This window comes from Butyrivibrio fibrisolvens (genome assembly GCF_023206215.1).
GTDB lineage: Bacteria > Bacillota > Clostridia > Lachnospirales > Lachnospiraceae > Butyrivibrio > Butyrivibrio fibrisolvens_C.
Window position 1 is genome coordinate 556,149 of the sequence record NZ_CP065800.1, and the last position, 25,178, is coordinate 581,326.

Annotated in this window: 14 protein-coding genes and 1 riboswitch; of the genes, 5 read left to right on the plus strand and 9 right to left on the minus strand. The window is 42.3% G+C overall.

The annotated features are described in order from the left end of the window. The first annotated feature begins 510 nt into the window (after positions 1-510). Positions 511-1,881: a serpin family protein gene (locus I7804_RS02280; protein WP_248404740.1), complete on the plus strand. Its 1,371-nt coding sequence runs from the start codon at positions 511-513 to the stop codon at positions 1,879-1,881. A 47-nt stretch (positions 1,882-1,928) separates the two neighbouring features. Here the strand turns inward: I7804_RS02280 and proC are convergent, their stop codons facing one another. The 3 genes from proC to pfkA form a co-directional block, all read right to left on the minus strand. Next, the gene (gene proC, locus I7804_RS02285; protein ID WP_022753845.1) at positions 1,929-2,723 is read right to left on the minus strand and encodes a pyrroline-5-carboxylate reductase; all 795 of its coding nucleotides are present in this window, start codon (positions 2,721-2,723) and stop codon (positions 1,929-1,931) included. A gap of 98 nt (positions 2,724-2,821) precedes the next feature. Beyond that, entirely contained in the window at positions 2,822-3,643 is an 822-nt protein-coding gene (locus tag I7804_RS02290; protein WP_248404742.1) for a TrmH family RNA methyltransferase, read from the minus strand. 394 nt (positions 3,644-4,037) lie between these two features. Next, the gene (pfkA, locus tag I7804_RS02295) at positions 4,038-5,006 is read right to left on the minus strand and encodes a 6-phosphofructokinase (RefSeq protein WP_022753847.1); all 969 of its coding nucleotides are present in this window, start codon (positions 5,004-5,006) and stop codon (positions 4,038-4,040) included. 187 nt (positions 5,007-5,193) lie between these two features. Between pfkA and I7804_RS02300 the strand changes: the two genes are divergently transcribed. After that, positions 5,194-8,769: a DNA polymerase III subunit alpha gene (locus I7804_RS02300; RefSeq protein ID WP_248404743.1), complete on the plus strand. Its 3,576-nt coding sequence runs from the start codon at positions 5,194-5,196 to the stop codon at positions 8,767-8,769. Positions 8,770-9,001: 232 nt separating this feature from the next. On the opposite strand, the gene metK is transcribed toward I7804_RS02300, so the two are convergent. The 3 genes from metK to I7804_RS02315 form a co-directional block, all read right to left on the minus strand. Next, positions 9,002-10,195, minus strand: a complete 1,194-nt coding sequence (metK, locus tag I7804_RS02305) for a methionine adenosyltransferase (protein ID WP_248404746.1) — start codon at positions 10,193-10,195, stop codon at positions 9,002-9,004. Between the two features lie 100 nt (positions 10,196-10,295). Beyond that, a riboswitch (SAM riboswitch) is annotated at positions 10,296-10,402 on the minus strand. A 143-nt stretch (positions 10,403-10,545) separates the two neighbouring features. Further along, complete coding sequence (locus tag I7804_RS02310) at positions 10,546-12,006, minus strand: LA_3659 family protein (protein ID WP_248404748.1); 1,461 nt, start codon at positions 12,004-12,006, stop codon at positions 10,546-10,548. Between the two features lie 17 nt (positions 12,007-12,023). Beyond that, positions 12,024-14,474 carry a Tex family protein gene (locus tag I7804_RS02315; RefSeq protein WP_248404749.1) on the minus strand — a complete coding sequence of 817 codons (2,451 nt, stop codon included), beginning with the start codon at positions 14,472-14,474 and terminating at the stop codon, positions 12,024-12,026. Between the two features lie 296 nt (positions 14,475-14,770). On the opposite strand from I7804_RS02315, the gene I7804_RS02320 reads away from it, so the two are divergent. Together I7804_RS02320 and I7804_RS02325 are read left to right on the plus strand one after the other, a co-directional pair. Then, positions 14,771-16,561, plus strand: a complete 1,791-nt coding sequence (locus tag I7804_RS02320; RefSeq protein WP_248404750.1) for a methyl-accepting chemotaxis protein — start codon at positions 14,771-14,773, stop codon at positions 16,559-16,561. A 219-nt stretch (positions 16,562-16,780) separates the two neighbouring features. Further along, positions 16,781-17,809 carry a hypothetical protein gene (locus tag I7804_RS02325; protein WP_248404751.1) on the plus strand — a complete coding sequence of 343 codons (1,029 nt, stop codon included), beginning with the start codon at positions 16,781-16,783 and terminating at the stop codon, positions 17,807-17,809. Positions 17,810-17,962: 153 nt separating this feature from the next. Here the strand turns inward: I7804_RS02325 and arcC are convergent, their stop codons facing one another. Both arcC and I7804_RS02335 read right to left on the minus strand, forming a co-directional pair. Then, positions 17,963-18,898, minus strand: coding sequence for a carbamate kinase (arcC, locus tag I7804_RS02330; protein ID WP_027217284.1), 936 nt, complete (start codon positions 18,896-18,898; stop codon positions 17,963-17,965). A gap of 137 nt (positions 18,899-19,035) precedes the next feature. Then, positions 19,036-21,450: a glycoside hydrolase family 3 protein gene (locus I7804_RS02335; protein WP_248404752.1), complete on the minus strand. Its 2,415-nt coding sequence runs from the start codon at positions 21,448-21,450 to the stop codon at positions 19,036-19,038. Positions 21,451-21,693: 243 nt separating this feature from the next. Between I7804_RS02335 and I7804_RS02340 the strand changes: the two genes are divergently transcribed. Beyond that, a complete protein-coding gene (locus I7804_RS02340) occupies positions 21,694-23,493 on the plus strand; it encodes a substrate-binding domain-containing protein (protein WP_248404753.1) in 1,800 nt (599 codons plus the stop codon). Positions 23,494-23,559: 66 nt separating this feature from the next. Here the strand turns inward: I7804_RS02340 and I7804_RS02345 are convergent, their stop codons facing one another. Then, positions 23,560-25,095, minus strand: coding sequence for a response regulator (locus I7804_RS02345; RefSeq protein ID WP_248404754.1), 1,536 nt, complete (start codon positions 25,093-25,095; stop codon positions 23,560-23,562). Positions 25,096-25,178: the final 83 nt, after the last annotated feature.

Here is a 25,178-nt window from a genome sequence, read left to right on the forward strand (position 1 = left end):
GCTCGTGAGAAGAACACTCGCTCTCTTCTTTTCATAAGCTTTGTCCCTCTTATGGATTTTTTGTTAATTTTCTTTTAAAAATCCACAAGAGACATCTTAACATTTGGACACAGCTTTGTCAAATCGGGAGTTTCCGCGCAATGGCTTCCAGTCTGGATTTACCTTGATTTCAAAGGGTTTTGTGGGCCATTTCCCAATAATATAGTTAAAGGTTTTTATGTAGTTATATTACCATTTTTTAGAATTATTAAGACCGGCTTAATTTGTATTCTCTTTATTTTCAGCCGAACAAGTCAGATGCAGTAACCACAGATTGGATAGATTCTATTTTTTATTTTTTCACTGTGACCTATATGCACTTGTCTCCGTCTCATATATTGAAAGCATCATAAGGACTATAATTCCATAATGCTAATGTAAAGCAAATATAATGATGCATGTGCCAAGAATTTCTTTTGACATCTTATGACTACTGCACTCGCTACTAATATATGTTAAAGGAGACTACTCATGAAAAAAAGAATAATATCATCATTCCTTACAATCCTGGCAATTTCAAATCTTATAACAGGATGTTCCAGCCCTGTTGTTTCGATGGAGGACAACAAGACTCAAAGCACTTCAAATACCACAGATATCACCGATGCCAATGATCAGTCTAAAAGCTCAACCACCTTCAATGATACCGATCTATCCAATGTTCCGGATATCACAAGTGACTATGACCCGTCAAATGTTTCAGCAGATACCACCTTAGCCGGTAGCGAAAACTTTAACACTGCGCTCATACAATACATAAGCGAAAACCGCCTAAAAGATGAGAACTTCATGATATCCCCAACTTCTTTTAGAGCCGCCATGGCACTAGCAATCGCGGGTGCTGATAACGATACCAAAGATGAACTGCTTCATGCTATGGGATTTAATGACATGGAAGAACTTGTAGCATGGTATACAGGTGTTACCGGATCTATTGACAACTTTAACAAGTTGTTAGAAGAGGACAAGGCATATTATAACGATAATAGAGAAGACTTCGATGATAACTCTTCAGAGCCTGATGGTGCATTCGAACTTGAGAATTCCATATGGCGTAACACCACAAGTGCAAGTGGTGAACTCTCACAAGATTATATGAACTATGTAGCCAAGAACTTTGATGCTACTGCGTGCAACGTATCTGCTGACGAGATCACTGATACCGTTAATAACTGGATCAAGGATAGCACAGACGGACTTATAGATTCCATCAGCGACGATCTGTCACTTGTAGATCTCGTACTGATCAATACCTTATATCTAAAAACAGCCTGGGCAGAAAGCTTTAATGAAGGGGGATCAGATGATTTTACAACTATTCAGGGAGATATAGTAAAAAAAGACTATATATATCAGGAAGATACATATAAATACTATGAGGATAGTGACTGTACATTCGTTGTAATACCTTTGAATGGCGGGATAGATGCAGTATTTATCCTAGGCGACGCTACAGATGTGATGACCAAAATACCTGAAGCATCCTATGAAGATGTCAATGTATGTATACCAAAATTTGAAACAGAAACAACATTTAGTAATGACGATCTTATAACATTTTGCCAGGAACGCGGCGCGTATTCTGCCTTTGGATCAGATGCTGACTTTTCTCTTATGAGCAGCGAGATGAACCTGTATATATCTGATATTATTCAGAAAACCAAAATAGAAGTTGATGAAAATGGCATCAAGGCAGCTGCTGCCACGGCCGTCATGATGAGCGAAACATGTGCAGAACCGGGAGAAGTAATAAATTTTATCGCTAATCAACCGTTTACATATATGATCCTCACTGACAGTGAAACTCCGGAACTCCTGTTCTATGGTCAGCTGGTAAAATAACTTCCCGGCTAAGATCTATCTGTATCTTAGCCAGGGAGCTATACATATTATAACTGCTTAGTCTTATCTATGCAGGCCTTGATAGCATCGATCACAGCTCCTCTGAATCCCTTCTCTTCAAGGACTCTAACTGCTGCTATCGTAGTACCTCCGGGTGAACATACCATATCTTTGAGTTCTCCGGGGTGCTTGCCGGTCTCAAGTACCATCTTGGCACTTCCAAGAAGGGACTGTGCAGCAAACTGATAAGCCTGCTTCCTTGGCATTCCGCCTTCTACGGCAGCATCGGCCATAGCTTCTATGAACATGAAGGCATATGCAGGGCTTGATCCGCTGACACCACCTACTACGTCCATAAGATTCTCATTGACAACACTTGCCTGTCCGAAGCTTTCGAATATAGTCATGGCAAATGCAAGCTCTTCATCAGATACAAGCTCGTTACGACAAACCGCTGTACATCCTTCGCCTACAAGGGCAGGTGTATTAGGCATAACACGGATAAGCTTGACCCTCTTTTCAAAAGCGCCTTCGATCCATTTAAGAGTCTTACCTGCAGCAATAGATATCACAAGCTTGTCTTCATCAACATCATCCATTATCTCAGCAATGACCTGAGTGAAGTACTGAGGCTTAACCGCAAGGATTATAACATCTGCTTCCTTTGCTACCTTGCGATTGGAATCTCTTGTCTGAATCCCGAATTTCTCGCTTACTTTCTCGCAGGTCTTCTTAGTAGCAGCTGAACCGATTATATCTTCACAGGATACGATATCCTTCTTTAAGATGCCACCAATCATGGCCTTAGCCATATTTCCAAGTCCGATAAAACCTATAACCATTGCTTGCCTCCTTATATACCTTTTGTATTAACTTAATCCCGGTTGTTTTTACTTATGACTATTGCCATCTCTGTAATACAACCGGGCAGTTTTCTTATTTAACCAATTCGTCTCTGCCTTGCTGCTTCAAATCCAAGTAGTGCTGCAGATGTTGCCGCATTCATGGACTCCACCTGACCCAGCATAGGTATCAGCAGATACTCATCTGCCGCATCTGCAATCTCTTTACTAAGGCCATTACCTTCATTACCTATAAGAAATGCTGTTCCTTTTGTAAAGTCAAGCTCGTCGTAGTTTTTAGTGCCCTTAAGATGAGCAGCATAGCTTACGATGCCTTTATCTTTCAACATATTTATAGTTCCAAGAAGATCGTCTGTATACCTGAAAGGTTGACGGAATATAGCTCCCATCGTGGATCTTACAACTTTAGAGTTGTATACATCAGCGCAGTCGCTGCTCATATAGATACCGGTAACGCCGGCTCCTTCAGCACTTCTAAAGATCGTGCCAAGGTTTCCAGGATCCTGAATGCCTTCAAGAATCAGAATCATAGGTGCCTGCCCTGTACTTGATCCATCTCTGTTTTTGGCTGAAACGAAGAGGTCCTTATCTTCATATTCAAGCTGCTTGACAAGAGAAAGAATCCCCTGCGGTGCCTTGGTATCAGACATCTTCTTGAACACCTGATCCGTCACCACTTCATATCCATTAGGAAGACTCATCAAATATTCTTTATCACTTCCCGATGCCTTATCCAAAAAAGATTCGGACACATATGTCTCAAGAATAAGCTCCGCCGGTATCTCCACCTGCATCCTTATTCCTTCAACAATAAAAACTTTATCCTCTCTCCGAAGACGATTCTTGGCATTATATGCTACTATTCTTTTTACTTTTTCATTAGATGGACTGCTTATCATATGACTCCGTTTTCATGGATACAGTTTATTTCAAAATACTATTTTATTAATATAATATCTTATTATCTCAAACTGCGCACACATATTATGCTGCTTACGTGTTGAAGATTCCTGAGGGCTGGCAGTTTATAAATGATTTTTGTGTCTTAAAAAGAATTTCCAACTTCAAGAGCTTGATAGATGAAATAATATATTCCGCAAGGGATCCACATGTCTGAGCGAAGCGAGTTTGGATCCCGGAATATATTATTTCAGATATCATGCCTTGAAGTTGAAATCCTTTTTGACACAATAATCATTTATAAACTGCCAGCCCTCAGGAATCCCCCCGATAACCCCATATTTACAAAAGACACCGGATTGCTCCGGTGTCCTGAAGTTTTAAACATAAATATTAGAGGATTCTTGCTATCTGATACATGTACTCGTCGATTGACTTCTCCATGTTAAGAGCTTCCTCGATATCGAAATCCTGGAACTTACCATCACGATATCCGACAACTCTATTGGTCTTGCCCTGAGTCATGATATCTGCTGCGTATGCACCCATCATAGAAGCGTATACACGGTCCTTACATGTAGGTGAACCACCACGCTGCATGTAACCAAGGATAGTAGCTCTTGTCTCAATACCTGTAGCTGCCTCGATACGACGAGCCATAGATGTTGAATGTCCGATACCCTCAGCATTGATGATGATGTGGTGAGTCTTACCTCTCTTACGGTTGTCGATGATGTTGTCGATAACCTTCTGCTCGTTGAAGTCATATTTCTCAGGAATGAGAATATCATCACCGCCGTTAGCGATAGAACACCAAAGTGCGATATAACCTGCGTGACGACCCATAACCTCGATGATAGAGCATCTCTCATGTGAAGATGATGTATCACGAACCTTATCGATAGCCTGCATAGCTGTGTTGATAGCTGTATCGAAACCGATAGTATAATCTGTACAGGAGATATCCAGGTCGATAGTACCCGGTATACCGATTGTATTGATGCCGTGCTGTGAAAGCTTCTGAGCACCTCTGTAAGATCCGTCACCGCCTATTACGATGACACCGTCGATACCATACTGGTGGCAGATCTCAACTGCCTTCTGCTGACCTTCCTCGGTCTTAAACTCCATACATCTGGCAGTTCCGAGGACTGTACCACCTCTCTGGATGATATCTGAAACAGAATGACGGTCCATATCTATGAACTCTTCATTAAGAAGTCCCTGATAACCTTTTTTGATTCCAACCACCTGAAGTCCGTTTGCGATTGATTTACGTACTACTGCTCTTATGGCAGCATTCATACCCGGAGCATCACCACCGCTGGTAAGTACGCCAATCTTCTTAATCTCTTTTGCCATAATCCATGCTTCCTTTCAATACTTCCTAGCCAATTTCTTTTAGAAGTTTGACAAAAAAATATCAATATAAATTCCAAAAAATACTTCTTTATAAGTTTATCGCAACAAGGTTCTTCTTGCAATGAAAAACTCAAAAATATGTTATGATTATAACATTAGGTCTACAAGTAGCTAATGGGAGATTTATATGGCATTTACACATCTGCACGTCCACACAGAATATTCCCTTCTGGACGGAGCCAACAAGATAACTGAATATGTAAAAAGATTAAAAGAGCTAGGCATGAGCGCCGGTGCCATCACAGACCACGGCGTCATGTACGGCGTTATAGATTTCTATAAAGAAGCAAGAGCAAACGGCATAAAGCCGATCATAGGATGCGAGGTATATGTAGCTCCGGGATCACGTTTTGATAAGGATACTTCAAGCGAAGACAGATACTTCCACCTGATACTTCTGGCAGAGAATAATAAAGGCTATGAGAACCTGTCACATATCGTAAGCAGAGGCTTTACAGAAGGATATTATTATAAGCCCCGTGTTGATATAGAGCTTCTAAAGCAGTACCACGAAGGCATCATATGCCTGTCCGCCTGCCTTGCAGGTGCTATCCCCAGGGCCATCACATCAGGCAACTATGAAAAGGCTGTGGAAATTGCCAAAGAGTATGACGATATCTTCGGTCACGGCAACTTCTTCCTTGAAATGCAGGATCACGGAATCCCGGAGCAGGCAGATGTCAACAATGCTCTACTTCGTATGTCAAGGCAGCTGGACATCCCACTTGTTGCAACCAACGACTGCCACTATACAAGATCTGAAGACGCTGCTGCTCAGGACGTACTTTTGTGCATACAGACGCAGCGCAAGGTATCTGACGAAGACCGTATGAGGATGAGCGGCAAGCCTGACTACTATGTTAAGAGCGAAGACGAGATGAGAGCCCTCTTCCCATACGCTCAGGAAGCTATAGATAACACACAGATAATAGCTGACAGATGTAACGTCGAGATAGAGTTCGGTGTAACCAAGCTCCCACATTTCGATGTACCGGAAGGCTACGATTCATGGACATACCTTAATAAGCTCTGTGATGACGGATTAAAAGAAAGATATCCTGATGACGACGGAACAGTCAGAAAGCAGCTTGACTACGAGCTGTCTGTCATCAAGAAGATGGGCTATGTTGATTACTTCCTCATTGTATGGGACTACATCAACTGGTCAAGAGAGCATGACATCGCAGTAGGCCCTGGACGAGGCTCTGCAGCCGGATCTGTCGTATCCTACTGCATGCATATAACTAATATAGACCCTGTTAAGTATGATCTTCTCTTCGAAAGATTCCTTAACCCGGAACGTGTCAGCATGCCTGATATAGACGTGGACTTCGAATATACACGCCGTCAGGATGTTATAGACCATGTGACGAGAAAGTATGGCAAAGATAAAGTCGTCCAGATCATAACCTTTGGAACCATGGCTGCAAGAGGCGTTATAAAGGATGTTGCAAGAGCTATGGATATCCCTTATGCCTATGCTGATACCCTGTCCAAGATGGTTCCCATGGAGCTTAAGATAACACTTGATAAAGCTCTTGAGATGAATCCTGAACTTAGAAAAGAATACGAAGAAAACGACCAGGCTCATGACCTTCTTGAAATGTGCAGAAAACTTGAAGGCCTTCCAAGACATACTTCGATCCATGCTGCAGGCGTAGTTATCTGCTCCAAAAATGCCGAAGACCTGATCCCTCTTTCAAGATCAGCTGAAGGTTCCATAACAACTCAGTTCACGATGACTACCATCGAAGAGCTGGGCCTTCTTAAGATGGACTTTCTGGGGCTTCGAACCCTCACTGTAATAAAGGATGCAGTTAACGCAGCTAACGCTTCTATTGGAGCCCAAAAAGGTGATAAGAATTATATAGATATCGACAACATAGACTACAACGATCCCAAGGTACTTGCATCTATAGGAAGCGGTCATGCAGACGGTATCTTCCAGCTGGAATCCGGCGGCATGCAGTCATTCATGAAGGAACTAAAGCCAAGATCACTTGAAGATGTCATAGCCGGTATATCCCTATTTCGCCCGGGTCCGATGGATTTCATTCCTAAATATATCCAGGGCAAAAACGACCAGTCATCCATAACCTATGACACTCCTGAGCTTGAATCCATCTTAAAGCCAACTTACGGATGTATCGTATATCAGGAGCAGGTAATGCAGATAGTACAGCAGCTTGGAGGTTATACTCTAGGACGAGCAGACCTTGTAAGACGTGCCATGAGTAAGAAAAAGCAGCACGTCATGGAAGTTGAAAGGAACAACTTCGTAAACGGTAATTCCGAAGAAGGGGTTCCCGGATGTGCTTCAAAAGGTATATCTACAGATGTTGCCAACAAGATCTACGACTCCATGATGGACTTTGCCAAGTATGCATTTAACAAGTCCCATGCCGCCTGCTACGCCGTTGTAGCCATGCAGACAGCCTGGCTCAAATACTACTATCCTGTAGAATTTATGGCATCCCTTATGACATCAGTAATAGACGTACCTTCCAAGGTTTCGTATTACATATCCGTATGCCACTCTATGGGAATAGAAATCCTTGCTCCTGATATTAACCAGGGAGAAGTGGGATTCTCAGTTTGTACCTACGAGGATACAGATGAAAGTGCCACCTCTTCGACTAAGAACGCTGCATCCCCTAATGAAGAGCATTCCTCTAAAGCTATGAACGTGGCCTCTTTAGACAACCACAAGCACAAGGCGATATTATACGCTCTTACCGCAATCAAATCAGTCGGAACTCCTGTCATCGAAGCTGTCGTGGCAGAAAGACACTTAAACGGCAAGTTCAGAAGCCTTAATGACTTCCTCACAAGGATGTCCGGTGACGGTCAGATGAATAAGAGAGCCGTAGAAGCCTTCATCAAGTCCGGCGCCCTTGACTGCCTTGGAGGAACAAGACGCCAGTATATGTACGTATACATGCAGATCATGGATTCTCTTCATAACAACAAGAACACCATGGCAGGTCAGATGTCGCTTTTTGATTTTGCAGCACCTGAAGAAAAGCACCAGTTCGAGATACCGCTTCCTGATGTAGGCGAGTTTGATAAGGAAGAGCTCCTTAATTTTGAAAAAGAAGTCCTGGGCTTTTATGTAAGTGGTCACCCGCTTGAAGCCTATGCCTCTTTTATGAAAAAACACTCTACAAACCTCACAACAGATTTCTATCTCGATGAGGAGACAGGAACACCTAAAGTTACTGAAGGACAAAAGGTAACTCTTGCCGGCATGGTCACAGACAGAAGGACCAAGTATACCAAAAATGATAAAATGATGGCATTCGTAACACTTGAAGATCTGACAGGTGCTGTAGAAGTCATAGTATTCCCTAAGATCTATGAGCGTGCTGCCATGAAGATATCAGAAGATGCCCACGTGATAATCGAAGGCCATGTATCCGTCGAAGATGAAAAAGACGCCAAACTCATGGCTGACAAAGTCATGACATTTGAAGAGATCCCACGAACAGTATGGGTTCAGTTTGCAAACAGGGAAGCTTTTGATATAAGCGAAAAAGAAATGCTCAGCATCATAGAAGGTCACGGCGGTAAAGATTCTATAATCGCCTACCTCAAAGACACCAAACAGATGAAGAAATATCCCGGCATCAAATTCAATGCGGGAGAAGAAGTCATGACCATGCTGCAGGATAAATTTGGAAGTGAAAATGTACAGATGACATAAGGGTTTAACGGGCCGTGTACTTCTTGGCATTCCCTTAATAATGACGGGAATAGAAGTACATCCGTGTACTTCTGGGCATTCCCTTTTTACATCCTGTAATTACGGGACTTTTGACACCTGCCTTATACTATTAGCAGTTAATGAAAGCGTCCCCCTTAAGGAAAATCAGATCCTTAAGGGGGACACTTTTTATATTTTTACATTTTTTTATTTCTATTTTTAATCAAGCTGATCATGCATTAACTGCTGCCTTGAGCTCTTCAACCTTATCAGTCTGCTCCCAAGGAAGATTAAGGTCGTTACGTCCGAAGTGGCCGTAAGCTGCTGTCTGCTTGTAGATAGGACGACGAAGGTCGAGCATCTTGATGATTCCAGCAGGACGAAGGTCGAATACTTTACGAACAGCCTCTGTAAGCTTCTCATTAGAAACCTTACCTGTTCCGAATGTATCTACAAGAACAGATGTAGGCTGGGCTACACCGATAGCGTATGAAAGCTGGATCTCAGCCTTGTCTGCAAGACCTGCTGCTACGATATTCTTAGCAACGTATCTTGCTGCATATGCTGCGCTACGGTCAACCTTAGTGCAGTCCTTACCAGAGAAAGCACCGCCGCCGTGACGAGCTGCTCCGCCATAAGTATCAACAATGATCTTACGACCTGTAAGACCGGCATCACCCTGAGGTCCGCCGATTACAAAACGTCCTGTAGGATTGATATAGATCTTGGTGTTAGCATCAACCATAGCTGCATCAACAACTGCGTCGATAACATACTTCTTGATATCAGCGTGGATCTGTTCCTGGGTAATCTTTTCATCATGCTGAGTTGAGATAACGATAGCTTCGAGTCTCTTAACCTTACCATTCTCATCATACTCAACAGATACCTGGCTCTTACCATCTGCTCTGAGGTAATCAAGTGTTCCGTTCTTTCTAACTTCTGTAAGCTTCTTGGTAAGCTTGTGTGCAAGGCTGATAGCGTATGGCATGTATTCTTCTGTCTCGTTTGTAGCATAACCGAACATCATACCCTGATCACCGGCACCGATAGCTTCAAGCTGCTCATCTGTCATCTGGTTCTCTCTAGCTTCAAGAGCCTTATCAACACCCATAGCGATATCAGCTGACTGCTGATCAAGTGCTACAAGTACAGCACATGTGTTACCATCAAAGCCCTTAGCTGAGCTGTCATAGCCGATCTCGCAGATTGTCTCTCTAGCAATCTTGGCATAGTCAACTACTGCCTTAGTTGTGATCTCACCAGTGATGAGAACGAAACCTGTGCATGTTGCTGTCTCGCAAGCTACACGGCTCATAGGATCCTGTGCTATGCAGGCATCAAGGATAGCATCAGAGATGTTATCACAGATTTTATCCGGATGTCCTTCTGTAACTGACTCGGAAGTGAAAATAAACTTATCCATTAGTTTTCCTTTCTGTGTGTAAACACACCGCGCTATTTAGCGCATAAAAAATCCGCTTGTTGCGTGCACAAACAAGCGGAACTGATATTGGTCTCAGATCCTCTTATTGCTCGTAATTTGCACGCTCAGGTTGGCACCTTCCTGATATGATCAAGGGGTTGCCGTGGCTTCACAGGTCCTATGTACCTCCACCACTCTGAATAAGAGAATTAAAAATATGTGTGAATAACTTATTCTTAGTCATTCACACATATACTACAATACATTTTCTTATATATCAATAGACAATTTTCCGTTTTTATCCATTCAATCAGATCTATCACTATATATTTTATACATATTACGTGATATCACTGCGTGTTTTCTCCATCACCAGATCCTTCTTGCCCATCGCCTTCTGATCCACCATCTCCTTCGCCATTATCTTCTGGAATAGCTTCAGGTGTAGCATTGTCCTCCGGAAGTGCATCCTGTGATCCGCTATCCTGAGTATTATCTGCAGGTTCACTCTGTTCCGAAGTACTTGTATCCGGAGTGCTCTGTTCTTCTGACTTCTTGTTGGTAACCCAGCGGTAGAAGAATGCATGGTTACCTATCATGGTATATTCACTGATCCCGTAATAGTCAGCCCAATACTGGGTCATGAAGAAGAGATAGTCGCCCACACGGGCTCCGCCCAGAACTTCCTGAGCTGCCTGAATGCAGGTGGAATTGGGACCAGCCGATATGATAAGTTCAACCTTACCTGACCTGTAGGATGCAAACTGATTGGTCTGGGTTATAACACTTACAATATCATTAGGGAATGCTGAACTCTTAACCCTGTTCATGATAACAGAACCTACAGCAAGCTTACCTGTATAGGACTCGCCTCCAGCTTCTGCCTGTATTGTTGCAGCAAGCCATTCAAGCTCTGATGCAGAAGCGCTGTAAGAACCTGATGTATCTTCCTTGGTAAGAGCAAGTCTTTCTGCTATCTGCTTGGCAAGTTCTGCCTGAGCAGCTGCTGTCTGGGATTCAAGGGACTTCATCTTTTCATCAAGATCGGATAACTGCTTGTCATAATCATCTAGCTTACTTCTTTCAGAAGAAAGGGTACTGTTGGTAGAAGACAGCTGCCCCATTACCGTATCTGTCAGATCAGCAAGCTCTTCATGCTTTTCATCAAGCTGCGTTTGATATTCATCGAGCTCTGCTTCTTTTTTCTCTATCTCCGCTATCTGCGCAGCTATACTGTCTACGAGAGCCTGATATTCTTCCATCTTCATCTGGTCGTAGGCTACTATATCATTGATATATTCATATTTGGTCAGGAAGTCCTGAAGTGATGTTGAGTCAAAAAGGATCAAAAGAAGACTTTCATCACCGCCTCTTTCGTATGTCATCTGCATACGCTTTTTAAGGCTTTCATATCGCTCTTTTCTAAGAGTCTCCGCAGCCTGAAGGTCTTCATTTAGTGCAATGATCTGAGCTGAAACTTCTGCCATGGCACTCTCTGTCTCTGTGATCTCGGCGCTGAGCGTTTCTAGCTTGTCAGAATAGTCATCTACAGTATCCTGCAGCTGAGACTTCTGATTCTGAAGAGATGATACATTGTTCTGTGTCTGCTCTTTTTGCTCATTGAGCTCATCTATAGCATTCTGAGTTTCCTGAGTCTGCTTCTCAAGATCAGATATCTTCTCCTGAGTCTTGGCTTCCTCTTCCTGCATGCTGGCAATAGTATCATCCATAGAGCTGCCTTTACTTGCAAAAGACAACTCTGTGAACAAAACTGTTATGATTATTAACGCAGATAAGATTTGTTTTCTCATATCCCTCTATCCAAAGCTTACTTGCTCTGGTTCTTGATCTTCATTGTAAGTCCGATTCTCTGCTTCTTAATATCAACCTCTATAACCTGAACTTCGACGATATCGCCAACGCTCACAGCCTCCAGAGGGTGCTTAATATAGCGGTCTGTGATCTGAGATATATGTACAAGTCCGTCCTGATGCACACCTATATCAACAAAGGCACCGAAATCTACTATGTTACGTACTGTTCCCTTAAGGATCATTCCGGGCTTTAAGTCCTTCATATCCATTACATCTGAGCGAAGGACTGGTGCCGGCATGCTCTCACGAGGGTCACGGCTTGGCTTTTCAAGCTCAGATACGATATCTGTAAGAGTGATCTCACCTATTCCAAGATCTGCTGCAAGCTTAGCCTTATCTCCAAGCCTTGCAGAAAGAGATCCTGCTGTGCCTTTGGAAGATGATGCGCTGCTGCCATTATTTGCACTTGCTGATCCGCCTTTTGAACCTGAGCTTTTCTTGTTGTCCGATGATCCGTCAGCAACAAATGCTGTGCCAAATGCTGCTGCAAGAGCCGCGCCCATTGCTGTTCCTGTATTTCTTATTACGACTTTATTTTCATTTCTGCGGCGGTTGTCATTCTTAGATCCCTGCTTGGAAGCCTTATTGTCAGAAGCCTTGGCTTTCTGTGCTCCGGGAGCTATGCTCTTTGCTGCCTGCTTCTGAGCTTGTCTGACATCATCCATAGTGATTCCAAGTCTCTCCATGAGCTTTCTGGTAGCTTCATATGTCTCAGGATGAACTGAAGTATCATCAAGAGGATTGTCTCCATCATGGATCCTGAGGAATCCTGCACACTGTTCATAAGCCTTCGGTCCGAGCTTAGGTACATTAAGGAGCTGTTCACGGGATGTGAATCTGCCGTTCTTCTCTCTATACTCAACAATATTCTTGGCAATAGGCTTGCTGATACCTGATATATATGTAAGAAGTGGTGCAGATGCTGTATTAAGATCTACGCCCACCTTGTTAACGCAGTCTTCTACAACTCCGCCAAGTGCTTCTGCGAGCTTCTTCTGGTTCATGTCATGCTGGTACTGACCTACACCGATGGACTGAGGATCTATCTTAACAAGTTCTGCAAGAGGATCCTGAAGACGTCTTGCTATAGATGCAGCAGACCTCTGGCCTACATCGAACTGAGGGAACTCTTCTGTAGCAAGCTTACTTGCAGAGTATACGGAAGCTCCTGCCTCATTAACTATAACGTACTGAAGATTGGTATCGACCTCTTTGATAAGCTCTACTATAACCTGCTCAGACTCACGGGATGCTGTACCATTACCAACTGAGATAAGGTCTATGCCATACTTCTTGATAAGCTTCTTGAGTTCAAACTTAGCCTCATCCACCTTGTTCTGAGGTGCTGTTGGGAAAATAACCTTAGTATCCAGAACTTTACCTGTAGGATCTACTACTGCAAGCTTACATCCTGTTCTAAAAGCAGGATCCCAGCCAAGTACAGTCTTACCCGCAATAGGTGGCTGCATGAGAAGCTGCTGGAGGTTCTTACCAAATACTGTGATTGCAGAATCCTCAGCTTTTTCTGTAAGTTCATTCCTTATGTCTCTTTCGATAGCAGGAGCTATAAGACGATCATATGCATCCTGACATATCTCTGCTATTACAGGAGAAAGAGGAGTCTCTCCATCAGGACTAAGAGTCTTATTAAGGAACATCTGGATCCTGTCTACAGGAGCAGATATCTTAACATTAAGGAATTTCTCTTTTTCTCCTCTGTTAAGAGCAAGGACTCTGTGTCCTACAATCTTGCTTACAGGCTCTTCATAAGCATAATACTGCTCATATACACTCTCCGCCTTATCATCCTTGGCAGTAGATGATATAAGGCCTTCCTGCATAGTAGCTTCACGGATATAAGTGCGAACATCTGCATTATCAGACAGTTCCTCTGCGATTATATCTTTGGCACCCTGAAGGGCTTCCTTGACATTCTTGACTTCTTTATCTGCAGGTACATCACCTGATGTGACAAACTCTCCTGCCTTTACTATAAGTTCATCTATAGAGATCTTCTGCTGTCTTATGATATCAGCAAGCTTCTCAAGTCCCTTTTCTCTTGCTACGCTTGCCCTTGTCTTTCTCTTAGGTCTATATGGAAGATACAAGTCATCAACAGCTACTATAGTCTCTGCTGCTATGATCTTGTTCTTAAGTTCTTCTGTGAGCTTACCCTGCTCTTCTATGGACGCAAGGACAGTCTGCTTCTTGTCCTCAAGGCCCCTTAAGTATTTGAGCCTCTCATCAAGGTTACGGAGCTGCTCATCGTTAAGTGAACCTGTTACCTCTTTCCTATATCTGGAAATAAAAGGTATGGTATTACCTTCATCGATAAGCTTAATGGCCGCTTCTACCTGCCATTTGTTAACGCCAAGCTCCTGTGTGATTTTAAGTGCGATATCCATCTTGAACCTCCCTGATATGCATGTTAAGCACAATACTTTAAATAGTATATCACAACAAAGGCTATAACAATAACTTTTAGATAATGTATCCCCTGGCTGTTACTACCATCACTAATATATATGATGCACCTGATGCCAAAAGCTCTTTTGGGTCATTGCACAGTCTATTTTTTAACTTGAAAAAATAATCTTCAGCCGCTAAATAATTATGGCCAAAAACCCGAAATATCTTCTAGTCATTGGGTGTCTCTTTTCTCCCAAACCATACATTTATATGTTTAATAGAGGAAAATCTTATGAAAAATCTGAAAGTCAGAACAAAGCTAAGTATCCTTCTTGCAGTTGTAGTAATAGCCATGATCGGATTAAGCGGTATGGCTATAATAGGAATGAGTCAGATTCAGTCGACTTCAGTTGAGATCATCAAAGACTCCATCAGTCAGGACTATGATGATCAGATAAAAAACGAAGTTGATACGGCCTTCGCAATCTGCGATACATATTATGGATTGTATCAGGCCGGTGCAATGACACTTGATGAAGCCAAAGAATATTCCGCGACTGTTATAAGAGGTATAAGCTATGGCGAAGCCGGATATCTGTGGGTAGATACCTATGACGGCGTCAATGTAGTCCTCCTTGGAAACGATACAGAAGGAACCAACAGATTGGGATCCAAAGATAGTCAGGGATTTGCAATGGTGGCTGACTTCATTGAAGGTGCCAAAAAAAATGTAAACGAAGGCTACTTCAACGAGTACTATTTCCCAAAGGCAGGCGAAACTGAGCCTTCACCAAAGAGAGCCTATACCAAAGCTTATCCTAACTTCGAATGGGTAATAGGAACAGGTAACTATATCGATTATATAGAATCTACTACTGCTGAGCATGAAGGTGTCCTGTCTGCTAAAGCAACCAATATCTCTGCAATCTCCATAGGTACAGGTGTTGTACTTATCATAATATCTGTAGTACTGACAGTAATGCTCACAAGATCTATCGTAGGTCCATTAAAGGATACTTCTGTATGGCTTGATGAAATGGGAAGCGGAGACTTCTCAAGACATATAGATCCTAAATACACAGAGCTTCATGATGATTTTGGTATACTCATGCAGCAGCTTGAAAAGATGAGACATTCTGTCAGCAAGCTCTTAAAAGGTGCCAAGAACGATTCTATAAGTGTCCACGACTCCTCTATCGAACTGGCTCAGGGCGCAGCACAGACCAAGGACAACAGTGCTAACATCACTATAGCTGTAGGCGAGATTGCCGATGGTGCTACCAATCAGGCTGAAAGTGTTCAGGACGGTGTTAACGCTATTCAGGAGATTCTTCAGAATGTTGAAACTCTCAATAATGAAGTTGATGCTGCTGACGAGAAAGCCAATGCTATGGCAGAGTCTTCCGACAACATGCAGGCTAACTTCGAGAAGTTAAAAGCTGCCATGACCCAGTCAGCAGATTCCCTTGCTGATGTATCAGAAAAAGTAAAAGCAATGGGTGATTCTGTAGAAGAAGTTCAGAATGCTGTTGCAGCTATTAATGAGATAAGTTCCAGAACCAACCTCTTGTCACTTAATGCATCAATTGAAGCTGCAAGAGCAGGTGAAGCAGGTAAAGGCTTCGCGGTCGTTGCTACAGAGATTCAGGATCTGTCAGTTCAGTCATCTCAGTCCGCTCAGCGTATCGGCGAGATCATGAAGGGACTATCCGACAGCTCCGAATCCGCAGTAAGAACCGTAAGCCAGCTCAATGACGCAGTTGGAGGCCAGCAGCAGATAAGCGATGAAACAGCTGAGGCTGTACGAGATGTTATCAGTATGATCGCAGATGTTCGTGAGAACTTCAACAAAGCCAAGGATGCAGCAGAGATCACCAGAACCAAATGCGTTGATCTAAACGATACAATGAGTTCACTGTCAGCTATATCAGAAGAAAATGCTGCAAGCGCTCAGGAGACAAGTGCTTCAATGCAGGAAGTCAACAACACTGTTGAGAATATCAGCGATCTTTCTGCTACACTTGAGAATATCTCAACCGAGCTTACTGAACTACTGGAAGTATTCCATGTATCCGATCTGTAATATCATCTGCTCATTAGTACAATATCCCCCGGAAGATGTTCATTCATTTTCCGGGGTTTTTTATAATATCACAAAATATACAACCCTTGAAAATATAACTATTATAGTTTTTAATAATAGTATCTTTTTGATCACAAGATCATAGACATGTATATTGATAGTATATTTTTATAAGATACGTTCAATAGATCATGCTTATCTATTAATAAGAGGACTATTATGAAAAAAATACTTGCAAAAGCTTTGCTCGCATCTCTATCTGCTTCTTTTCTCATAGGATGCACTGACGCTAATATTGAAAATCTAAGTTCTACTGATGATGCATCTATAGTCATAACAACAGATGTAAATACTGATTCTAATAATTCAAGCTCGAAAGACGCATCTGACAACTCATCTGACGCTTCATCAATTGGTGCAAGCGATGATCTGGTAGATGATGAGTCCACCGCTCTTATCTCTTCTTCAGAAGACTATCTTGCAGCTTGTGACTTGTTCGAAGAACTTTTTAATGATCCAAGTATAGAAGTTGATGATTCAAAGCTCCAGACACTCAAAAACGGAGTATCCGATATAGATAACAGCAAATTCATCGGCACCTGGAACAGGACATATGTAGCTATGGGTGTAGATGGCTATGTCGAAATAGAAGAAGTTTCAAAAAGTACCTGCCTTGTAAATGGTAGTTTCGATCACTACGGCAACTGTGGAGATATAGATAATATTACAGGTTACTATCTTTCGGAGAATACTATGTTCGCTGTAGACGAAGAATTTGATGCTGTATACTTTTTCAAAATAAGCGGCGAATCAATGGAGATTGCTCAAAGGGGCTTTGGATGCATGGGAGGAGGCGTATCCGCCAATGGAACCTATGTGACGACCGAGCCTGAATATATTAATGAACATGATATTGAGTTTGCTTTTACAGAAGATGAGCTTACAGCTATCAATAAGCTTCTTAGTGATAACGGACTTGATTATGAAGAGTATTTTGAGACTCCCATTCTATATGGAATCTTTGAAACATCAATTGGTGAAGCTGTATTTGGTGATGGCACTACAATGTCCGGAAGATGGTTTACATCAGTAGCACCTCATGGAATAACCAGAAACCTTAATCTCTTCATCTCAGATGACGGCAATATCTATTTAGAATCCGGATGGAATGCATCTGACGAAGCCGAGTTCTATACTACAGATGAAAATGCCTCATCTATGCCAGGTGCTGTAGAAACTGAAGGCTGATTCCAAAAGATAAAAATAGATTCTTAAAAAGCAGAGAACAGCTGTCAAATAAAAGACTTCCAGAGGCAGAATTAAAGGGACCACTTCTTGGATCTTGAATCCAAAAATGGTCCCTTAACTTTGTCCCCGGTTTCTTTCCCGTATCCGGTGTTATTATGCTGTAATGAATGTTCCGGAGCGGCCTTTAAGTGCATCCGATACGTGATCCAGCGATGTTATAAGTACTGATCCTTCAGGATTTGCTTCAAGGAACTGTATAGCAGCTTCTATCTTGGGAAGCATGTCTCCTTCTCCGAATTCGCCTGCTTCTATATACTCTTTTGCCTTGGCGACAGTCATCTTCTCGATAGGAGCCTGATCGTCCTTACCAAAAGATGTATATACACAAGGAACAGATGTAAGGATTACGAGACGGTCTGCCTTAAGGTCTGCTGCAAGCTTACCTGCAATTGCATCCTTCTCGATTACAGCTGATGCTCCTTTTAATTTGTGCTCCTGTTCAAGAACAGGGATTCCGCCACCACCGCAGGCTATAACTTCTACTCCCGCGTCAGCTAAAAGCTTTATAGCATCAAGTTCTACTATATCAATAGGCTTTGGAGCAGCTACTATTCTAAGGTATCCTTTGCCGGGAACTTCTTTTACAAAATTGCCCTTCTTGATCTCTGCATCAGCATCCTCTTTGGACATGAATCTTCCGATTGCCTTAGTAGGTGAATAGAAAGCCTCATCATATGGATCTACTGTTACCTGTGTGAGGATAGTTGTAACTGTTTTAGATATGCCCCTTTGCTCAAGTTCGCTTCTAAGTGAGCTCTGAAGATCATATCCTACATAGCCCTGGCTCATGGCACTACATACGCTCATAGGAGCAGCCGTATAGTCTATGTATATTCTGTGCAGCTCAGTCATGGCCTTATGTATCATGCTGACCTGCGGTCCGTTAGAATGAGTTATGGTAAGCTGATAACCTGCCTGAGCAAGATCAGCAAGTGCTTTTGCAGTTCTAGATACTGCTTCTTTTTGTTCACCTGTTGTATATCCAAGTGCTTCGTGACCAAGTGATACAACTGCTTTTTTATTTTCCATGGCAAGGACCCCCGAAATTAGAATGATATGAGGCAATTATAGCATAAAAATCGGCGTTCGGCTTCCATGCCTCACTTCTTTCCGATTTTTATTCGTGATAACATCCTGTTATAGCATAAAAAAGTAATAACATCCCATCAATCAAGCTTCAGTATCATCATAAGTACACGCTTTGCGCATATTTCCAAGTCGCTTCTATGTATAGCTCCCATCTCCATGGCTTTCCTTACTCTGTCCGGATAGCCATTGGCCATCTTAACATCATTGCCTGCAAGGATCTCTTTGTACTGCTCTGCCCTGTTCCACCAGTCACTGGTTACCATTCCTTTAAAGCCCCATTCATCTCTAAGGATTCCTGTAAGAAGGTCCTTGGATTCTGATGCTCTCTGGCCATTGACTGCGTTATAGGCTGACATGATGGTCCATGGATCTGCCTCTTTGACTATTATTTCGAAGGCCTTTAGGTATATCTCTCTAAGGGCTCTTTCTGATACTCTAGAATCGCTGTGTTTCCTGTTGGTCTCCTTGTTGTTGGCTGCAAAGTGCTTGACACTTGCTGCTACGCCCAGAGACTGGATACCCTTTACAAGACTTGATGCAAGCTTTCCTGCAAGATATGGATCTTCTGAGTAGTACTCGAAGTTCCTTCCGCAAAGTGGACTTCTGTGGATATTAACAGCCGGTGTGAGCCAGATCTGGAGATTATTTTCCTTAAGTTCCTTGCCTCCTGCTTCGCCGACTTTGTAAAGCAGTTCCTTGTTCCAGGTAGATGCCAGAAGAGTAGCGCATGGCCATGCTGTTGTAACTACGCCGCAGTCAGGATTTATACGAACTCCTGCAGGGCCGTCTGCTGTCATGACGTTAGGTACGCCGTATTCAGGCTTATTGCCCATGCCCCAGGTATTGGCAACGCCTCTGTTGGGCTGACCTCCCAGAAGGTCTATAAGATCATCATCTCTTAGCTGTGCTATAAAGTCTTCAATAGATATTTTCCCTTCATAGACATCTATAAGGGGCTTTGTATCCTTGGTCTTATAAGGATCCATAAGAAGATACGGTTCTCTTCCTCTGTCCGCAGGAACTACAGCTTCTTCTGTTCCCGGAACCATCTTTTCAAATATGCACTCGTTAATATCAGCATCAGGACCTGTGGGGAGATCTTCATAGCTTCCGTCTGCAAGGAGTCTCTTTTTCAAAGATACCGGTGCAAGCTTTCTTGAAAGTTTCTTATAAACTATGTCTTCAGGTGCCACGAACTTATACTCTGTCTCGAAGGCATCTTCTACGCTTGACCCAAGGAAGAAACTGTATTCACCTTTTTCTATAACATAAGAGGACTCTTCTATCTTGCCAAGATCGTCGTAGGATGATAGCTGGTATCTGGATACATACAGCTCCATAACCTGAGCATCTCCTGCTTCAAGAAGTCTTGTCTTTTCGAATGCAACAAGAACTCTTGAGGGTTTTTGAAGTTGGCCCATAGGTGCTGACATATAGATAGCAGCAACTTCCTTACCGGCGAGCTTACCTGTATTGGTAACTCGTATTCTGAATGTGAAGCCGTCATCTTCTTCGATCACTTTGATCAGCTCTTTGTCAAAAGATGTATAGGAAAGACCGTATCCAAAAGGATATACTACGCGTTCTTTGGCACCTTTTATGGTCTCAAAATATCTGTAGCCAACATATATATCTTCTGTATAGTCTACATAATCTACCGATTCATGGAAGCCTTCTGTAGACGGGTAGTCATCTATATCTATGGCAAAAGAGTCAGGAAGCTTACCAGACGGGTTATCTATACCCATGAGTATCCTTGCAGCTGCAAGGCCTCCTTCCATTCCGCCCTGCCATGCAAGAAGAGCCGCACCTATCTTATCACCGCACTTGATCCACTTGGTATCTACGATGCCGCCCACATTAAGGACTACTATAGTCTTTGCAAATCTGCCGCTTACTTTGCTGATCATCTCCTGTTCAGCATCTGTAAGATAGAAATCTCCCTTTGGGAAGATCCTGCCTGCAGTTTTGGGCATGCTGACTTCTGTCTCCCAGGGATTGTACTCGCCGTTATACTCTACATCTGAACGGTCCCATCCCTCGCCGGAGAATCTGCTGATACTGATGATGGCTGTATCTGTATAAAATCCTGCTGATGTTAGTAGATCGTCAGGAAGCTCCGGCTCTACTGTCATGCCCGGCGCTGCACCTTTTTGATACTGGCTATCTACATCTTTTTTGTAATACTCGCATAAAGGCTCGAATACATCTACTCCAAGAGCTTTAAAGCCTTCATAGATATTCCTTACGTACTTGGTATATACGTCTCCTGATCCGCCGCCTCCTTTTACGTAGTCAAAAGTTCCTTTGCCAAAAAGAGCAACCCTGGTCCCTTTTGCAAGCGGAAGTATATCCTTCTCGTTTTTGAGAAGTACCATTCCTTCTGCTGCTGCCCGCATTGAAAGCTCTATATGCTCAGCGCTTGCTGTAACTTTCTTATCTCCTTCAAGAGGAAGATTTGGTTGAAAATTAGCTCTTGTCCATTTTTTCATATGTTCAAATACCTTTCCGGCGCATGTAACCTGCGCACCCCATGTGACATGGCTGTTTTGTACAATCAAAGCAGCTATGTCATCATCATACCATTCTATGATAAAATGTATACGCTACATTTTTTTATTTTTAGTGTGCAAATTTTAGAAGTTTGAATATCTTATTTTATAAATTTTGGGTTTAATAACACTTTGATCTTATGAAGCGGATCAAAGCTTGGGTATATGATGAATTGGGGGATTATGTTTAGTAAAAAAATAGCTCTTTTTATCTCACACATTTATGGCGAATATCAAAAGAATCTCACACAGGGAATAATCGATAAGGCGCTTGAACACGGCTATCAGACGCAGGTATTCACAACCAATGACGGCGAATCACTTGGAGATCTTTCTAATATAGAAGAGTGCATACTAAGGCTCCCAGTTTATGAGAATCTAAGCGGCGTCATATTCGCATCCGGAACATATGCATCCAGAGATCTCAGAGATAAGATCTCTGGTGCTATAAAAAAGTCCGGGCTTCCGGTTATTGAAGTCAATGATACGGATCCTTCTTTTCCAAATGTAACTATGGATAATAGTACGATGTTCTCGGTCATTACAGAGCACTTTGTAAGCATGCACGGTGCAAAGCGCGTATGCTACCTTGGGTGTAAGAGTGAATCAGATATTTCTGAATTAAGGCTTGGCATCATCAAAGAGACCCTGTCCCATCACGGTCTGTCATTAGATGATAACGACTACTATGTATGTGATGAAACACCTGATGATTTCGATAAGGCTCTTGATCATCTTACCCAAAAAGGGACTAATATCCCGGATGCCATCATCTGTTATAACGACAGGCTTGCCTATGAGCTGATAATCACTGCCGAAAATAAAGGATATAAGATCCCCGAGGATTTCGGCGTATCAGGATGTGATAACCTGCCTGCAGGACAGAACATGATACCGGCACTTACAACTATATCTTATCCTGTATATGATCTTGGACGTATCGCAGTAAGTAACCTTCACAGCCTTATCCGAGGACGCGAGAGGTCTAATACAAGCGTTTTTGCCAAAGTGATATATGGAGGATCCTGCGGCTGCAGCTACCCTTCTGACAGAAGAGTTCATATGTATACTCACACGCTTTTGCATCAGATAGCTGACCTTGAAAAGTCCATCATGATGTCTTCCAAGATAGCTTCTGCCTTCGGTCCTGCAAGTGATCTTGAAGATATGCTGGATCTCATTGAAGAGTATGCAAGGGAGATTGAAAACTGTAACGGATTCTACCTGGCTCTTAGCGACAGCTGGAACAATCTGTCTGACAAGATACTGACCCTGACCGCATCCACAGATTCTGTAAACTATGAAAAAAGCTCCGATACCCTTACTATGTATCTTGCTTTGCAAAACGGCAAAAGGCTCCCTTCCTGCACTTTCAAGAATAATACGCTGCTGCCTGACTTCCTAATGTCAGATAAGGAAAATGCCATAATCGTATCTCCTATATATAACCATGCAGGCTCTATAGGATATATAGTTATGACCTTTGAGAACAACAGGATAAAATATCCATTTAAGCTGATACAATATCTTGTGAACTTATCACAGCTGCTTAATAACATAAGGAACAGAAAGAAATCCGATGCCATGGCAACTCATCTTGAAGAGCTGTATATGAAAGACGCGCTTACAGGGCTGTATAGCAGCGCAGGATTTGAATATTATAAGAATAAAAACAGTTCAGATAGTATAGATGATAGCGATGCAGACAAGATCCTAATGATCGTGGATACAGAAGATCTTGATAGCATAAACAAAGATCACGGTCAAGAAGCCGGAAACTTTGCAATATCTGTGATCGGCCAGGCTATCAGGAATTCTGTACCGGAAGGTGCGATCGCAGGGCGTATAAATAAGGGAACATTCCATATACTGCTTAATAAGAATGCTGCATCTACTGATGAAGTTAAGAAGAAGATAATGACATATCTTGATAACTATAACAGACTTAATCCGAAGGAATATAAGATACGCGCGCGGATATAGTTTTCTTTCCGGTGGCAAGTGATCCCTTGGCTCTAAGTCATGAGATCATCTGCCACCATTTTGCCATCAGGTTGTCATATTCTTCCTATACTCTCCGGGAGATACTCCGCACATGGCTTTGAAGGTCTTCATGAAGTGCTTCTCGTTATCATAACCTACCTGTTGGCTTATCTCTATCACCTTAAGGTCGGTACTTGTCAATAGTTCCTTGGCCTTCTCTATCCTTATCTCCTTCAAATAATTCACAAAGTTCTTGCCGGTATATCCCTTAAATGAATAGGAAAAGAGCGAATAGTTCATTGACACATAGTTAGATACAACGGCCATGTTCAGATCTTTATTATAATTATCATTTATATACTTCCTGGCCAGTTCTATCTTCTGTCTTATGTTACTGTCATCCGGTCTATTGCCAAGCCTTTGGTTTAAATTAAGGAGCCAGTCCATAAAAAGGTTCTGATATTCGGACAGGTTGTCGTATTCACTAAGCTTTTTCAAAGACTCTACCATTTTAAGATCGTCATCTGTAACATTGTCTCTGTAAACCTGCGGTATCGAAGAAAGGCTCGCGTCCATTTCATCGCAGAACTCTTCAATATCTATCTGACCATTTTCCAGTACCTTAAAGAGCTGCTTCCATCTGTATATGACATCTTCTGTCTTATCAGTTCCTATGATCTGAATCCTCTTGGTGCGCTCAGTTTCTGTCAGAAGCTCTTTAGCTTTTTCTTTTAAATTAGGATTTACACTTTCAAACCTATCAGATCCATATACACATGTTTTTCCTTTGATAAAAGAAAGCTTACGCATAGATACAGCTTCCTTGTATGCATCCAACAGGCTTGACAGCCCTTCATGAACATCACTTAACCCCGCGCACTTATCAGGCATTTCATTATTGATAAAAGCTCTGATCATGTCCTCTTTTAGTATGACCACTGATCCGTCCTGATCGTCAAAAGAAATGGCTTCATACTGATCCGAGTAGTTATTACCATCCATTTTGGAGCCAGAATCTTCATGACCTTGATGCCTGGCATCGTCTACGCTGTTACCTGCTTTACTCTTTTCAGCATTATATATACATACCCTATATAAAGTATCAAAAAAGTATAAAGAATACTTATCTATTATCAGCTTCTTTTTCTGTTCATCAAGCTCCTTATCAAGCAGATCTCTTATCTGCCTAAGCCCAAGCTCTTTATCCTTATTTTGCTCATCAGTTCTTTCTTCAAGTTCATCATTAAGCTTTCTAAGGATTTCGGCTATCTTATCTCTCTCAACAGGTTTTAAAAGGTACTCTCTAACGCCGTTTCTAAGCATTTCAACAGCATATGAAAAGTCGTCATAGCCGCTTATTGCAACTATTAGAGGCTTATCGTCAAGCTCTCCTACCCTTCTTACAAGCTCGATCCCGTCCATCTTCTGCATTCTGATATCTGTGAACATGACATCAACATGGGTTGTATGCATTAGATTAAGCGCATCCTCCCCGTTAGAGCACTCAAGGATATTGTCAACAGGAACACCGCTTCTTTGTACCATAGCTTTTATGCCCTGTCGTATCATTTTCTCATCTTCTACGATCAATAATGTATGCATGTTCACCTGCCACTTCTTTATATACAGCTGACCTGCTTATATTTCACATATCTGTTATTTGAAATTTGAGCAAGTCAGTACAC

Bases quoted from the DNA above. Each gene is read 5' to 3' on its own strand.
- I7804_RS02300 (WP_248404743.1), top strand. From the start codon at position 5,194: ATGGCATTTACACATCTGCACGTCCACACAGAATATTCCCTTCTGGAC.
- arcC (WP_027217284.1), bottom strand. From the start codon at position 18,898: ATGGAAAATAAAAAAGCAGTTGTATCACTTGGTCACGAAGCACTTGGA.
- I7804_RS02290 (WP_248404742.1), bottom strand. From the start codon at position 3,643: ATGATAAGCAGTCCATCTAATGAAAAAGTAAAAAGAATAGTAGCATAT.
- I7804_RS02345 (WP_248404754.1), bottom strand. From the start codon at position 25,095: ATGCATACATTATTGATCGTAGAAGATGAGAAAATGATACGACAGGGC.
- pfkA (WP_022753847.1), bottom strand. From the start codon at position 5,006: ATGGCAAAAGAGATTAAGAAGATTGGCGTACTTACCAGCGGTGGTGAT.
- I7804_RS02315 (WP_248404749.1), bottom strand. From the start codon at position 14,474: ATGGATATCGCACTTAAAATCACACAGGAGCTTGGCGTTAACAAATGG.
- proC (WP_022753845.1), bottom strand. From the start codon at position 2,723: ATGGTTATAGGTTTTATCGGACTTGGAAATATGGCTAAGGCCATGATT.
- metK (WP_248404746.1), bottom strand. From the start codon at position 10,195: ATGGATAAGTTTATTTTCACTTCCGAGTCAGTTACAGAAGGACATCCG.
- I7804_RS02280 (WP_248404740.1), top strand. From the start codon at position 511: ATGAAAAAAAGAATAATATCATCATTCCTTACAATCCTGGCAATTTCA.
- I7804_RS02310 (WP_248404748.1), bottom strand. From the start codon at position 12,006: ATGAGAAAACAAATCTTATCTGCGTTAATAATCATAACAGTTTTGTTC.
- I7804_RS02320 (WP_248404750.1), top strand. From the start codon at position 14,771: ATGAAAAATCTGAAAGTCAGAACAAAGCTAAGTATCCTTCTTGCAGTT.
- I7804_RS02325 (WP_248404751.1), top strand. From the start codon at position 16,781: ATGAAAAAAATACTTGCAAAAGCTTTGCTCGCATCTCTATCTGCTTCT.
- I7804_RS02335 (WP_248404752.1), bottom strand. From the start codon at position 21,450: ATGAAAAAATGGACAAGAGCTAATTTTCAACCAAATCTTCCTCTTGAA.
- I7804_RS02340 (WP_248404753.1), top strand. From the start codon at position 21,694: ATGTTTAGTAAAAAAATAGCTCTTTTTATCTCACACATTTATGGCGAA.